The sequence below is a fragment of the Gibbsiella quercinecans genome (genome assembly GCF_002291425.1).
Taxonomy (GTDB): domain Bacteria; phylum Pseudomonadota; class Gammaproteobacteria; order Enterobacterales; family Enterobacteriaceae; genus Gibbsiella; species Gibbsiella quercinecans.
This window is the reverse complement of sequence record NZ_CP014136.1, coordinates 3,719,502-3,733,778: the sequence shown is the minus strand read 5'-3', so window position 1 is coordinate 3,733,778 and position 14,277 is coordinate 3,719,502. Positions and strand designations below refer to the sequence as shown.

Below are 14,277 nucleotides of genomic sequence, written 5' to 3'. Positions count from 1 at the left end.
GTTCCCCCTAGGACACATGGGTGCCGATAGGTGTTGTTCCCCCGAAGCGACGCTCACGTTGTGCAAACGCATTCAGCGCACCTTCAAAGACAAGTTCATCAAAATCGGGCCAGAGCACATCGGTAAAATACAGTTCAGCATACGCAATCTGCCACAGCAGAAAATTACTGATGCGATGCTCGCCACCGGTGCGGATCACCAGATCCACTGGCGCCAAATCGCTCATACAAATTTTTTCGCTCAGTAAACGCTCACTGATTTGAGACGGACGCAGCATGCCTTCCTGCACCTGCTCAGCCAGTTGCCTGACACCCTGAATGATATCCCAACGGCCGCCATAATTCGCAGCGATATTCAGCGTTAGCCCATCGTTATTTTCCGTCAGCTGTTCGGAACGGCGGATCCGCTCTTGCAAACGCTCGCTGAAACGGCTGGTATCGCCGATGACGCGCAACCGGACATTATGTTTATGAAGGCTTTTTACTTCGCTGTCCAACGCACGGACAAACAATTCCATCAATGCAGAGACTTCTTGAGCCGGACGATTCCAGTTCTCACTGCTGAAGGCATAAAGCGTGAGCGCATCCAAATGGTGGCTGGCAGCAAAACTGACTGCCCGACGCACGGATTTCACTCCTGCTTTATGACCGAAGACACGTAATTTACCCTGACGTTTAGCCCAACGCCCGTTACCATCCATGATAATAGCGACATGACGTGGCCCAGGAGCGGACAGATTAGCCTCTTGTTGGTTTGCGGACGACATAACTCGTACTTATTTCCTCAATAGAAATACAACGGCCTTCCCGGAATAAAGAGCCCTTACGCGCAAAAAAAAACCGCGTGCCCGACACGGCTTTTTTAGTCTGCCCGCCAATGCCCCAGAAAGCCCCGGAAATTGCCTGGCATCAACCGCCAGACCGGCCATTATTCAACGGTATATCCGCTGACAGGTGGCGCAGACTATATCACCTCAGCAGGACACGAACAAACAACCCCACTTCAGCCACACGATTAACAGACAAAAATCAGGAAATATCGAACGCTAATTACGCAGCGCCGCCACCATGCCAGCGGCGGTTTCGCGTGCCTGGCGATCTATCTCCAGAACTTCATCAATGCTGACCGGTTCCGGCAACGCCAGTTGCTCAACCACGCGGCGGTTAACCGCGGCAATATCGCTAAAGCGGATCTGCTGCTGCAAAAACGCCGCAACCGCAATTTCATTGGCGGCGTTGAGCGTGGTGGTCGCCGCCTGGCCGGCATCGCAAGCTTCGATCGCCAGAAACAGGCAAGGGTAGCGTTTGGGATCGGGCTCAGAGAAGCTCAGCGCCCCCATGCGGCAGAAATCCAACGCCGCCACGCCCGAGCTGACGCGCTGCGGATAGGCCATCGCATGTGCGATCGGCGTACGCATGTCCGGCGTGCCCAACTGCGCAATAACGCTGCCGTCAACATAGCGCACCATCGAGTGAATCACCGACTGCGGGTGTAAAATCACTTCCATTTGCTCTGCCGAGGCATTAAATAACCAGCGGGCTTCGATATATTCCAGACCTTTATTCATCATGGTGGCGGAATCGACCGATATCTTGCGCCCCATCGACCAATTGGGGTGGGCGCAGGCCTGATCCGGCGTCACGTACGCCAGTTGCTCTGGCGGCGTCGTGCGGAACGGCCCGCCAGAGCCGGTCAGCACGATGCGTGAAATCCCATGATCCTGCAAAGAAGCATATCCCAACTGGCGCTGAATGCTCTCGGGCAAACTCTGAAAAATCGCGTTATGTTCGCTATCCAACGGCAACAGTTGCGCTTTGCTCTTTTGCACCGCATCCATAAACAAACGGCCGCAGGTCACCAGGGATTCCTTATTGGCCAGCAACACCTGCTTGCCCGCCCGCACGGCCGCCATGGTCGGCAGCAGGCCAGCGGCGCCCACGATAGCCGCCGTCACCTGGTCAACGCCGCTCAACGCGGCCAGTTCACAGGCCGCCGGTTCACCCGCCAACACCTCGGTTTTCACGCCGTTTTCCGCCAGCACGCTGCGCAGCTCGCGCGCGGCGCCTTCATCCGCCATGGCCGCGTAGTCTGGCCGAAATTCCATACATTGACGAGCCATTACCGCTACGTTACGCCCGGCCACCAGAGCCTTAATCGCGAAACGCTCGGGGTTTTCCCTGACCACGGCCAGGGTGCTGGTGCCCACAGAGCCGGTGGAGCCCAGAATAGTCAGTTGCTTCATGAGTTCGCTCTGAATAACTGTCTGATCAGATCGGAGGTGCACCAGTTTGAAACCTTCGCTACCGCTTGTCTATGATCTTTCAGTACGGTGAAACGGGATCTGCTTCATAAAAAACAAAGCGCCGCACAGGCGACGCTTGATAACCGCTAGGTGCTGATTAGAAATCCAGCAACTCTTTTTCTTTGTCCGCCAGGGCGGCATCTACCTGCTTGATGTAGACGTCGGTCAGCTTCTGAATATCGTCTTGTGAACGGCGCTCTTCGTCTTCACTGATTTCTTTGTCCTTCAGCAGCGCTTTCACTTTGTCGTTGGCATCACGACGGACGTTGCGCACGGCCACACGGCCTTGCTCAGCCTCACCGCGCACCACTTTGATCAGATCCTTACGGCGCTCTTCCGTCAGCGGCGGCAGCGGAACGCGAATGTCAGTGCCGGCAGAGGATGGGTTCAGGCCCAGATCGGATGTCATGATGGCTTTCTCAACGGCCTGGCTCAGGGAGCGGTCAAACACGTTGATTTTCAGCGTGCGGGAATCTTCAACCGTCACGTTAGCCAGTTGGCGCAGCGGCGTAGCGGCGCCATAGTATTCCACCATGATGCCGTCCAGAATGCTGGGAGAAGCACGGCCGGTGCGAATTTTGCTGATTTGGTTTTTAAATGCTTCGACGCTTTTTTCCATGCGTGCTTGCGCATCTTTTCTGATGTCGTTGATCACGTTGCGAACCCTTGGAAGCTGGTTACTTGGCAGGCCATAATGCATTACAGCCCGTGCGTTTCACTTGGAGCCTAGCCCGCTTGCCGTTTTGGCTTAGGATAGGCTCAAAAGCGTGAACAGAACATAGCGCACCGGGCGCTGCCGTTCCCGCTCAATAAAATCGTGCGATCGGCAATTATTTGCTGATCAGCGTACCTTCGTTTTCACCCATCACCACGCGGCGCAGCGCGCCAGGCTTGTTCATATTGAACACGCGGATCGGCAGGCCATGATCCCGTGCCAGCGTAAACGCCGCCAAGTCCATCACTTTCAGCTCGCGTTCCAGCACGTCCTGATAGGTTAATTGCTCGTAAAGCGTTGCATCCGGATTTTTTACCGGATCCTCAGAGTATACACCATCCACTTTAGTCGCTTTCAATACTACATCCGCTTCAATTTCAATACCACGCAGGCAAGCGGCGGAATCGGTGGTGAAGAACGGGTTGCCGGTACCGGCGGAAAAAATCACCACGCGGTTATTGCGCAGCAGGCTGATAGCCTCTGCCCAGCTGTAGTTGTCACACACGCCATTGAGCGGGATTGCCGACATAAGGCGGGTGTTCACATAGGCGCGGTGCAGCGCATCACGCATCGCCAGGCCGTTCATTACGGTCGCCAGCATCCCCATGTGGTCGCCTACTACGCGATTCATGCCGGCTTGCGCCAGGCCCGCACCGCGGAACAAGTTGCCACCGCCAATCACTACACCGACCTGAATGCCCAGTTCGACCAGCTCTTTCACTTCCTGAGCCATGCGATCCAAAATGCTAGCATCGATACCAAAGCCTTCTGCACCTTGCAGGGCTTCGCCGCTCAGTTTGAGCAGGATACGCTGATATACGGGTTTTGCATTGGTTGCCATGGTGTTTTGTCCTAAGAAGCAGTAATAGTATTGGGGATTTTAGCCGACAAGCAGCGCCTGTCTGAGTATAGCGCGACAGGGGTCATCGTCGGCGATTTCTGGCTGGATAAAACGGAACCGCCTGACCGGCGGTTCCATTTACAAGCATTAAGACTGTTTGCTCATTGCTGCAACTTCAGCAGCAAAGTCAGTTTCAACTTTCTCAATGCCTTCACCCACTTCAAAGCGGATGAAACCTTTCACGTCAGCGTTGTGTTCTTTCAGCAGCTGAGCAACGGTTTTGCTTGGGTCCATAACGAAGTGCTGGCCGGCCAGAGAAACTTCGCCGGTGAACTTACGCATACGGCCTTCAACCATTTTTTCTGCGATTTCGCGTGGTTTGCCAGACTGCATGGCGATATCCAGCTGAATCTGGTGTTCACGTTCAACCACTTCCGCAGGAACGTCTTCAGGCTTCACGTATTCTGGTTTGCTTGCCGCGATGTGCATCGCGATATGTTTAACCAGTTCTTCGTCAGCGCCGGTTGCAGCAACCAGAACGCCGATACGTGCGCCGTGCAGGTAAGAACCCAGCACATCGCCTTCCAGAGCGGCAACGCGGCGGATATTGATGTTTTCACCAATTTTAGCCACCAGCGCGGTACGCTGCTCTTCGAATTGCGCTTTCAGCGCTTCGATATCGGTGATACGGCCAGCCAGAGCGGCGTTGATCACTTCTTCGCCAAAGGCTTTGAAGCCGGCATCTTTAGCCACGAAGTCGGTTTCGCAGTTCAGTTCAACGATAGCCGCGTAGTTACCGTCGATTTTGGTCAGGATGATGCCTTCAGCAGCCACACGGCCTGCTTTCTTGGCAGCCTTAGCCTGGCCGGATTTACGCATGTTGTCGATCGCCAGCTCGATGTCGCCGTTAGCTTCAACCAGCGCTTTCTTACATTCCATCATGCCTGCGCCAGTACGTTCACGCAGTTCTTTTACCAGGGCAGCGGTAATATCAGCCATTTTATTTTCCTCGGTTATCTCGCACGGAGATAGCCCTTCATCTTTCATGCCGCGTTGCCGCGATATGAAAGTATCGGGCATGGTTCTCATTCAGATAAGCAAAGGGGGCCTTTCTAGGCCCCCCTAACCAACATATGTCAATACCTGGTTAATAAGGGCTCGGGTTGCGAGCTTGCCTTATTATTCAGCTTCTACGAAGCTTTCTTCCGCCTGAACGGCCAGATCTTGAGAACGACCTTCACGTACAGCGGCAGCAACGGCAGTCAGGTACAGGCTTACTGCACGGATTGCGTCGTCGTTACCAGGGATGATGAAGTCAACGCCGTCCGGATCAGAGTTGGTATCAACGATAGAGAATACCGGGATACCCAGGTTGTTGGCTTCTTTGATCGCGATGTGTTCGTGATCGGCATCGATAACAAACAGAGCGTCTGGCAGGCCACCCATGTCTTTGATACCACCCAGGGAGTTTTCCAGCTTGTCCAGTTCGCGAGTACGCATCAGCGCCTCTTTCTTGGTCAGCTTGTCAAAGGTGCCATCTTGAGACTGAGTTTCCAGATCTTTCAAACGCTTGATGGACTGACGAACGGTTTTCCAGTTGGTCAGCATGCCGCCCAGCCAGCGGTGGTTCACGAAGAACTGATCGCAGTTGGTTGCAGCTTCTTTTACCGCTTCGCTAGCTGCGCGTTTGGTACCAACAAACAGGATCTTGCCTTTACGGGAAGAGATCTTGCTCAATTCAGCCAGCGCGTCATTGAACATTGGTACGGTTTTCTCAAGGTTGATGATGTGAACTTTGTTACGAGAGCCGAAGATGAAAGGCTTCATTTTCGGGTTCCAGTAACGGGTCTGGTGACCGAAGTGAACACCGGCCTTGAGCATATCGCGCATGGAAACAGTTGCCATGATTAAAACCTCTATAGATTAATTGGGGTTATGCCTCCACGTATCCCATAACGCCGACCCGAAAAGCGCAAACCGCTTTCAGGCACCCCGGCGCATGTGCCGATACGTGTGTGTTATTTACACAATGTGAGTGCAGTTCAGTATTTTCGGCCAGAACCTGCGTTGTCACGAAGAACAACATCAATGGATCTGCCGGCGCGCTTTATACCATAAACCCGCCCCAGACTCCAACTTTTGTTGCACTTTCAGCGGCGATTTCATCGCGGCCAGGCCCCGACGGCTCATGTTCCCGCCCGGTTCTCGCCGGCCATGAAAAGAAATGAAATTTGGCAGCGGCCCGGCTGGGCTGGTACCATAGGGTACTGCTTCTCATTGTCGATAATACAGACCCTTGCGGACAAATTTCATGGCAATTTCAATTAAATCATCAGATGACATCCAGAAAATGCGCGTAGCCGGCCGCCTGGCCGCCGAAGTGCTGGAAATCGTTGAACCGTATGTTAAACCCGGCGTCACCACCGGCGAGCTGGACCGTATTTGCCACAACCACATCATTAACGAACAGCACGCGATTTCGGCCAGCCTTGGCTACCACGGCTTTCCCAAGTCGGTGTGCATCTCCGTTAACGAAGTGGTATGCCACGGCATCCCCAGCGACGAAAAAGTGCTGAAAGACGGCGATATCGTCAACATTGATGTGACGGTCATCAAAGACGGTTTTCACGGCGATACCTCCACGATGTTCATCGTCGGCAAACCCACCATCCTGGGTGAGCGGCTCTGCCGCATCACGCAAGAAAGCCTGTATCTGGCGCTGAAAATGGTGAAACCGGGTATCCGCCTGCGTTCACTGGGTAAAGCCATTCAGCAATTCGTTGAAGCGGAAAAATTCTCCGTGGTGCGCGAATACTGCGGCCATGGCATCGGCGAAGGTTTCCACGAAGAGCCGCAGGTGCTGCACTATGACGCCGACGACGGCGGCGTGGTTCTTCAACCCGGCATGGCATTCACCATTGAGCCAATGGTCAACGCCGGTGACTACCGCATCCGTACCATGAAAGACGGTTGGACGGTAAAAACCAAGGATCGCAGCTTGTCGGCACAGTACGAGCATACTATTGTGGTTACCGATAACGGCTGCGAGATAATGACGTTGCGCAAGGATGAGACTATCCCCAACATCATTACGCACGAACAGTAAAGAAAAGGCGGTCCGTTGCCGCCGTTTCTTGTGATAAGCCGGCTTTATATCTGAGCGTTGGTCAGCCCCGCCCTGGCGGCGGCTGGAACAACTGCGGTGGTATAACCGGCTTTTTTATGGGCTGCTTACTACTATGTCTGAAAATTTTCGCCAACAGGCCGCGCCGGCCATCCCCTCACAGGCCATACCGAAGCAGCCGGAATATCCCAACGCCTATGGCGATGAGGAAATTAATTGCGTTGCGTTGAAACAGCGCCTTGAGCAGTTCCAGCTTTGGCTGGCTGCGGCGTTTAACGCCGGTGCCAGCGTAGAAAGCCTGGTGGCCGCACGCTGCGAGTTTATCGATCGGCTGTTGCGGCGGCTGTGGTTGTTCTACGGCTTTGAGGATATTCCCGCCACCTCACTGGTGGCGGTGGGCGGCTACGGCCGCGGCGAGCTGCACCCGCTTTCCGATATTGATGTGCTGGTGCTTAGCCAGCAACGTTTAAGCGACCGGCAAGCGGCGCGGGTGGGCGAATTCATCACCCTGATGTGGGATTTAAAGCTGGAAGTCGGCCACAGCGTGCGTACGCTGGAAGAGTGCCAGCTGGAAGGGCTGGCGGATCTGACCGTCGCCACCAACCTGATTGAATCCCGCATGATCTGCGGTGATGTAGCGCTGTTTCTGCAACTGCAAAAACACATCTTCAGCGACGGCTTCTGGCCCTCGCCCAAGTTCTTCCCCGCCAAAGTGGCGGAACAGCACGAACGCCACCAGCGCTACCACGGCACCAGCTACAACCTTGAGCCGGACATCAAAAGCAGCCCCGGCGGCCTGCGCGACATCCATACCCTGCTGTGGGTTGCGCGGCGCCACTTCGGCGCGACCTCGCTTGACGAAATGGTCGGCTTCGGTTTTCTGACCCAGGCTGAACGTAACGAACTCAATGAATGCCAGAGCTTCCTGTGGCGGATTCGCTTTGCTCTGCACCTGGTGCTGCCGCGCTACGATAACCGGCTGCTGTTCGATCGCCAACTGAGCGTAGCCCAGCTCTTGTGCTACGAAGGCGAAGGCAACCAGCCCGTTGAGCGCATGATGAAAGACTTCTACCGCATGACGCGCCGCGTCGGCGAGCTTAATCACATGCTGTTGCAGTTGTTCGACGAAGCGATTCTGGCGCTCGACGCCACCGAGAAGCCGCGGCCGCTGGACGAGGATTTCCAACTGCGCGGCAACCTGATCGATCTGCGCGACGAAACGCTGTTTATCCGCCAGCCGGAAGCCATCATCCGTATGTTCTACGTGATGGTGCGCAACCGCGAAATCGCCGGCATCTATTCCACCACGGTGCGCCAACTGCGCCATGCCCGCCGCCACCTGAAACAGCCTCTGTGCACGATCCCGCAGGCGCGGGAACTGTTTATGGCCATTTTGCGCCACCCGGGCGCCGTATCGCGCGCGCTGGTGCCGATGCACCGTCACAGCGTGCTGTGGGCCTATATGCCGCAGTGGGGCAATATCGTCGGCCAGATGCAGTTTGATCTGTTCCACGCCTATACCGTGGATGAACACACGATCCGCGTGCTGCAAAAGCTCGAAAGCTTCGCCGATAATCAAAACCGGCCGAGCCACCCACTGTGCGTTGAGCTGTACACGCGGCTACCGAATCTGGAGCTGTTGCTGATTGCCGCCCTGTTCCACGATATCGCCAAGGGGCGTGGCGGCGATCACTCGCTGCTCGGCGCGCAGGACGTGGCGGAATTCGCCCAGCAGCACGGCCTGAACGTGCGTGAAACCCAACTGGTCGCCTGGCTGGTGCGTTGCCACCTGTTAATGTCGGTCACCGCCCAACGCCGTGATATTCAAGATCCCACCGTTATCCAACAGTTCAGCAACGAAGTGCAGAACGAAACCCGCCTGCGCTATTTGATTTGCCTGACGGTTGCGGATATCTGCGCCACCAACGAAAGCCTGTGGAACAGTTGGAAGCAAAGCCTGCTGCGCGAGCTGTATTTCGCCACCGAAAAACAGCTGCGCCGCGGCATGCAAAACGGCCCGGATCTGCGCGAACGCGTGCGTCACCACCGCTTGCAGGCGCTGGCGCTACTGCGCATGGATAATATCGACGAAGAGTCGCTGCACCGCATCTGGAGCCGTTGCCGCGCCGATTATTTCCTGCGCCATTCGCCGAACCAGCTGGCCTGGCATGCGCGCCATCTGCTGGCCCATGACTCCACCAAACCGCTGGTGCTGTTGAGCCCGCAGGCCACGCGCGGCGGCACCGAGATCTTTATCTGGAGCCCGGACCGCCCTTACCTGTTCGCCGCCGTGGCCGGGGAGATGGATCGCCGCAACCTGAGCGTGCACGATGCGCAGATCTTTACCAACCGCGACGGAATGGCGATGGATACCTTCATCGTACTGGAGCCGGACGGCAGCCCGTTGGCGCCGGATCGCCACGAGGCCACGCGTTTCGCGCTGGAGCAGGCGCTAACGCAGCGGGAATACCAGCCGCCGCGGACGCGGCGTCCCTCTTCCAAACTGCGCCACTTCAGCGTGCCGACCGAGGTCACCTTCCTGCCGACCCATACCGATCGCCGCAGCTACCTCGAACTGGTGGCCCTCGATCAGCCCGGCCTGTTGGCTCGGGTGGCGGAAGTGTTCGCCGATCTGGGGGTTTCCCTGCACGGCGCGCGTATCTCGACCATCGGCGAACGAGTTGAGGATTTGTTCATTCTTGCCGATAGCGATCGCCGGGCGCTGAATGGCGAAACGCGCAAAAAGTTGGCGCAGCGGCTGGTCGAGGCGCTCAACCCGAACGAAAAAATGTGATACAAGTAATCTTTTGACCAACAAAATCAGGAAAGAAACAGAATGCAGCAATTACAGAACGTTATTGAAAACGCCTTCGAGCGCCGTGCGGAGATCACCCCGGCGAACGTAGACACGGTAACGCGTGAAGCGGTAAACCAGGTGATCGCCCTGCTGGACAGCGGCGCACTGCGCGTAGCTGAAAAAATCAACGGTCAGTGGGTCACCCATCAATGGCTGAAAAAGGCCGTGCTGCTTTCTTTCCGAATCAGCGACAACAAAGTCATCGACGGCGCCGAAACCCGTTTCTACGATAAAGTGCCCATGAAATTCGCCGATTACGACGAAGCCCGCTTCCAGAAAGAAGGCTTCCGCGTGGTGCCGCCGGCCAGCGTACGCAAAGGGGCGTTCATCGCCCGCAATACCGTGCTGATGCCTTCTTATGTCAACATCGGCGCTCACGTGGATGAAGGCACCATGGTGGACACCTGGGCTACCGTCGGCTCATGCGCGCAAATCGGCAAGAACGTTCACCTGTCCGGCGGCGTCGGCATCGGCGGCGTATTGGAACCGCTGCAGGCCAACCCAACCATCATCGAAGACAACTGCTTTATCGGCGCGCGTTCCGAAGTGGTGGAAGGTGTGATCGTGGAAGAAGGTTCCGTGATCTCCATGGGCGTATTTATCGGCCAAAGCACCCGTATTTACGATCGTGAAACCGGTGAAGTTCACTACGGCCGCGTTCCTGCCGGCTCCGTGGTGGTTTCCGGCAACCTGCCTTCCAAAGATGGCACCTACAGCCTGTACTGCGCCGTTATCGTGAAGAAAGTGGATGCGAAAACGCGCAGTAAAGTCGGCATTAATGAGTTATTGAGAACAATCGACTAAAATGAAATGGCGGGTATTTACCCGCTATTTTTTTATCTTCAATCTGCGGGCGATCACTGCCGTGGGCGGGCGCAGGCGCCATAATCACCACATGCGGTATGCCCCGAGGATTGCAGGCGAGCGGCAAACAGGCAGGCATGGCCGGCGTGCAGGTATGAAGGGTATAAAATCTAAAGGGGCGCTCTATGTACGATAATCTGAAAAGCTTAGGCATCAACCAACCGGAAGACATTGATCGTTATACACTTCGCCAAGAGGCCAATAACGATATTCTCAAAATTTATTTCCGTAAGGATAAAGGCGAGTTCTTTGCAAAAAGCGTCAAGTTCAAATACCCACGCCAACGTAAAACCGTGGTTTCGGACAGCAGCCAGGGTTACAAAGAAATCCACGAAATCAACCCAAACCTGCGCTATGTGATCGATGAACTCGATCAGCTGTGCCAGCACGAACAGGCGGACGTCGATCTTAAACGCAAAATTCTTGACGATCTGCGCCACCTGGAAAGCGTGGTTTCCAACAAAATTGCCGAGATCGAAGCCGATCTGGACAAACTGACGCACGGGAAATAACCCACGCGGCGCTGCATCGGGTCGGCGCATCCGCACCGACCCAGCACTGGCCGCGGGTTATTTCAGCAACGTGCTCCACTGCTCAACCCATGGGCAGGAGATCGCCTCCGGCTCTGGGTGCTCAATCGCATCAATTTCCAGCACATCGCCTATCCGCGTCGCCCCCTGCTCCTGCAACAGCGCGTCAAACGCCCGCCCGCCGCCGCAGAAACGATCGTAGCTGCTATCGCCCAATGCGATCAGGCCATAACGTAACTCCGGCTGGTAGCCAACCTGATCGCGGATCGCGGCGAACAGCGGCGCGATGTTATCGGGCAGATCGCCCTGCCCGGTGGTGGACGTGATCACCAGCGCATAGTGCTGGCGATAGTATTGCCAGGCTTCCAGCGTGCCTTCTTCGAACAGTTTGACCGTATGCCCCTGCTCGTTAAGAATGTTTTCCGCCTCTTCCGCAACCAGCAAAGCATTACCGTAAACCGTCCCGACGAAAATACCGACCTGAGCCATCGCTCAAACTCCCTTGATGATCCATAAAAATTACGGGCTATCCTGACCGCTTACCGGGGGAAACTCAACCCTGGCGAGTTCAGGGACAACGTCCAGCCAGCCAAATTGTGACATCAACCGCTGCCACGGGCTATCCCAGCGCGCAGAAATCTGCAGCGGCTCACCGCTGATCGGGTGCGCCAGGCGCAGGTGGCTGGCGTGTAACATCAGGCGCGGGCAGCCAAAGTGCTGCGCCATCGCCCGGTTCTGGCGCAGATCGCCATGCTTACTGTCACCGACGATCGGGTGCCTGATATGCACCATATGGCGGCGCAGCTGATGCTTGCGCCCGGTTTCCGGCCGCAGTTCCACCAGCGTATAACGGGCACTGGCATAGCGGCCCACCGCGACCGGCATTTCCACCCGCGCCAGCGGCCGATAGTGCGTGAGCGCAGACTGGGGCGCTTTGTCTGCACTGGCGAACCTGTCGGCGACTTTATCCCGCTCTTGCGTGAGCGGGTAATCCAAGGTGGCGGCGTCATGCACATAGCCGCGCACCACCGCGTGGTAGGTTTTCTGCACCTGATGCTGTTCAAACTGTTGCGACAACCGGTGCGCCACCTCGCTGGAGAGCGCCAACAGCAGCACACCGGAGGTGGGACGATCGAGGCGGTGCACGGTGAACACATGCTGGCCGATCTGATCGCGCACGGTCTGCATCACAAAAACCGTCTCGTGGCGATCCAGCCAACTGCGATGCACCAGCCAACCGGCCGGCTTATTCACGGCCACCAGATGCGCATCCTGATAAAGAATCTCCAGCATTACGGCGATTCTTGATTCAGCATGTTGTCCAGGCGCTGCAGCACCGCCAGCAGCGGCAGGCAAACCGGCTCTCTATGCTTAAGCGCCTCTTCGAAATAAGGCGTGATGGCAAAGCGGGTGGGCAGCGGCGCGTTCGCATCCAGCAGCGCATACATCCGCGGCAGGAAGACCCATTGCAGCCACTCTTCCGCCTGCATGCTGTCAACGCAGAACGGTTCCACGCTGGTGAAAGCCTCAGGCTCCGGCGGTGCCGATTGCCACAGCGCCAAATCGCGCATTGACTGCTCAATCGCCAGCAAACATTGGCGAACCTGATTTTCTATACTCATCTGCATTCCCGATTGTGTAAATCATGATCTTCAGCGGCCTGGCTGAAGGGCGGCAAAGCATAGCATTTTCCCGGTGTGCGCCCAAACCCTTGCCAGCCTACTGAATTTATTATGGAGACTCTTCGCGCTCGGCGGCACAATACCTGCTCCAGATAAACAACAAGATAAAAAATATGCCCAACCACACACAGCGTAATCATCATGCAACACCCGGTAAGGCGATGCTGGCTTCCGTTAGCGGCTATGCCATGGACGGCTTCGATTTACTGATCCTTGGCTTTATGCTGCCGCTTATCGCCGCTGAACTGCAGCTCACCTCCCCGGAGGCCGGCTCGCTGGTCACCTGGACGTTAATCGGCGCGGTGCTCGGCGGCGTGATTTTCGGCCATCTTAGCGATCGCTTTGGCCGCATCCGCGTTCTCACCGTCACGATTTTGATGTTTTCCCTCTTCACCGGCCTGTGCGCCATCGCACAGGGTTACTGGGATTTACTCGCCTACCGCACGCTGGCCGGTATCGGCCTGGGTGGAGAATTCGGCATTGGCATGGCGTTGATCGCCGAGGCCTGGCCCGCGGAAAAGCGCAACCGCGCTTCCGCCTACGTCGGCATGGGCTGGCAGCTTGGCGTATTGGCCGCAGCCTTTTTAACGCCGTTATTGCTGCCGCACATTGGCTGGCGCGGCATGTTCCTGGTCGGCCTGTTGCCGGCGCTGGCGTCGTTTCTTATCCGCCGCACCATGGGGGAACCCGAAGCCTTTGCCCAGCGGAAAAGCCACAGCCACACGCTGTCTTTCGGCCAGCGCATCAGGCTACTGTTTAAAGATAGCGCCACCAGCAAGGCCAGCCTGGGTATTTTCATCCTCTGTTCGGTGCAGAACTTCGGCTACTACGGCCTGATGATCTGGATGCCCACTTACCTGGCGAAGAACTTTGGCTTTTCGCTGACGAAATCTGGGGTATGGACCGCGGTGACGGTGGTTGGCATGGCCTTCGGCATCTGGCTGTTTGGTGTGTTGGCAGACCGCTTCACCCGCTGGAAAATTTTCGTTGCTTATCAGATTGGCGCTGTGGTGATGGTCATTTGCTACGCCCAACTTAGCGATCCCACCCTGATGCTGTTTGCCGGCGCGGTCATGGGGCTGTTCGTGAACGGTATGATCGGCGGCTACGGCGCGTTGATCTCCGATACCTACCCGGTTGAAGCGCGCGCCACCGCACAGAATATCCTGTTCAATCTTGGCCGCGGCGTCGGTGGCCTGGGGCCTTGGGCGATTGGCGCATTAGCCAGCCAGATCTCCTTCAATGCGGCCATTAGCCTGCTGGCGGCAATTTATCTGCTGGATATTTACGCCACGCTGTTCCTGTTGCCGAAGAAACAAAGCCAGGGCGATACGCTGGGCGCTATTGGCTAAGGGGAATGCG

General features: G+C 56.4%; 14 protein-coding genes. 5 read left to right on the top strand and 9 right to left on the bottom strand.

The genetic code is table 11. The features are described from left to right. Window positions 1-7: 7 nt before the first annotated feature. The 6 genes from ispU to rpsB form a co-directional block, all read right to left on the bottom strand. Window positions 8-766, bottom strand: a complete 759-nt coding sequence (gene ispU / locus ACN28Q_RS17195; protein WP_095847456.1) for a (2E,6E)-farnesyl-diphosphate-specific ditrans,polycis-undecaprenyl-diphosphate synthase — start codon at window positions 764-766, stop codon at window positions 8-10. A 279-nt stretch (window positions 767-1,045) separates the two neighbouring features. After that, the gene (gene ispC, locus ACN28Q_RS17190) at window positions 1,046-2,242 is read right to left on the bottom strand and encodes a 1-deoxy-D-xylulose-5-phosphate reductoisomerase (RefSeq protein ID WP_095847455.1); all 1,197 of its coding nucleotides are present in this window, start codon (window positions 2,240-2,242) and stop codon (window positions 1,046-1,048) included. A gap of 157 nt (window positions 2,243-2,399) precedes the next feature. Further along, on the bottom strand, window positions 2,400-2,957 hold the full coding sequence (gene frr / locus ACN28Q_RS17185; RefSeq protein WP_095847454.1) for a ribosome recycling factor: 558 nt from the start codon (window positions 2,955-2,957) through the stop codon (window positions 2,400-2,402). A gap of 175 nt (window positions 2,958-3,132) precedes the next feature. Further along, on the bottom strand, window positions 3,133-3,858 hold the full coding sequence (gene pyrH / locus ACN28Q_RS17180; RefSeq protein WP_095847453.1) for a UMP kinase: 726 nt from the start codon (window positions 3,856-3,858) through the stop codon (window positions 3,133-3,135). Between the two features lie 147 nt (window positions 3,859-4,005). After that, the gene (gene tsf, locus ACN28Q_RS17175) at window positions 4,006-4,857 is read right to left on the bottom strand and encodes a translation elongation factor Ts (RefSeq protein ID WP_095849074.1); all 852 of its coding nucleotides are present in this window, start codon (window positions 4,855-4,857) and stop codon (window positions 4,006-4,008) included. 180 nt (window positions 4,858-5,037) lie between these two features. Further along, on the bottom strand, window positions 5,038-5,763 hold the full coding sequence (rpsB, locus tag ACN28Q_RS17170; RefSeq protein WP_095847452.1) for a 30S ribosomal protein S2: 726 nt from the start codon (window positions 5,761-5,763) through the stop codon (window positions 5,038-5,040). 406 nt (window positions 5,764-6,169) lie between these two features. Here rpsB and map point away from each other — a divergent pair, with 406 nt between their 5' ends. The 4 genes from map to ACN28Q_RS17150 all read left to right on the top strand — a co-directional run bounded on the left by map (window position 6,170) and on the right by ACN28Q_RS17150 (window position 11,215). After that, window positions 6,170-6,964, top strand: a complete 795-nt coding sequence (gene map / locus ACN28Q_RS17165; RefSeq protein WP_095847451.1) for a type I methionyl aminopeptidase — start codon at window positions 6,170-6,172, stop codon at window positions 6,962-6,964. A 133-nt stretch (window positions 6,965-7,097) separates the two neighbouring features. Then, window positions 7,098-9,776 (top strand): bifunctional uridylyltransferase/uridylyl-removing protein GlnD, encoded by a 2,679-nt coding sequence (gene glnD / locus ACN28Q_RS17160; protein WP_095847450.1) that lies wholly within the window; start codon window positions 7,098-7,100, stop codon window positions 9,774-9,776. 42 nt (window positions 9,777-9,818) lie between these two features. Next, on the top strand, window positions 9,819-10,643 hold the full coding sequence (gene dapD, locus ACN28Q_RS17155; protein ID WP_095847449.1) for a 2,3,4,5-tetrahydropyridine-2,6-dicarboxylate N-succinyltransferase: 825 nt from the start codon (window positions 9,819-9,821) through the stop codon (window positions 10,641-10,643). A 185-nt stretch (window positions 10,644-10,828) separates the two neighbouring features. Continuing rightward, complete coding sequence (locus ACN28Q_RS17150) at window positions 10,829-11,215, top strand: DUF3461 family protein (protein ID WP_095847448.1); 387 nt, start codon at window positions 10,829-10,831, stop codon at window positions 11,213-11,215. Window positions 11,216-11,272: 57 nt separating this feature from the next. On the opposite strand, the gene ACN28Q_RS17145 is transcribed toward ACN28Q_RS17150, so the two are convergent. From ACN28Q_RS17145 to ACN28Q_RS17135, 3 genes are read right to left on the bottom strand one after another with little or no spacing between them, the layout of a single operon-like run. Beyond that, window positions 11,273-11,722, bottom strand: coding sequence for a flavodoxin (locus ACN28Q_RS17145; RefSeq protein WP_095847447.1), 450 nt, complete (start codon window positions 11,720-11,722; stop codon window positions 11,273-11,275). Window positions 11,723-11,752: 30 nt separating this feature from the next. Continuing rightward, window positions 11,753-12,526 carry a tRNA pseudouridine(65) synthase TruC gene (truC, locus tag ACN28Q_RS17140; protein WP_095847446.1) on the bottom strand — a complete coding sequence of 258 codons (774 nt, stop codon included), beginning with the start codon at window positions 12,524-12,526 and terminating at the stop codon, window positions 11,753-11,755. After that, window positions 12,526-12,855: a YqcC family protein gene (locus ACN28Q_RS17135; protein WP_165907093.1), complete on the bottom strand. Its 330-nt coding sequence runs from the start codon at window positions 12,853-12,855 to the stop codon at window positions 12,526-12,528. The genes truC and ACN28Q_RS17135 overlap by 1 nt, the downstream gene beginning before the upstream one ends. A 173-nt stretch (window positions 12,856-13,028) precedes the next feature. On the opposite strand from ACN28Q_RS17135, the gene ACN28Q_RS17130 reads away from it, so the two are divergent. After that, on the top strand, window positions 13,029-14,267 hold the full coding sequence (locus ACN28Q_RS17130) for an MFS transporter (RefSeq protein ID WP_095847444.1): 1,239 nt from the start codon (window positions 13,029-13,031) through the stop codon (window positions 14,265-14,267). The last annotated feature ends 10 nt before the right edge of the window (window positions 14,268-14,277 follow it).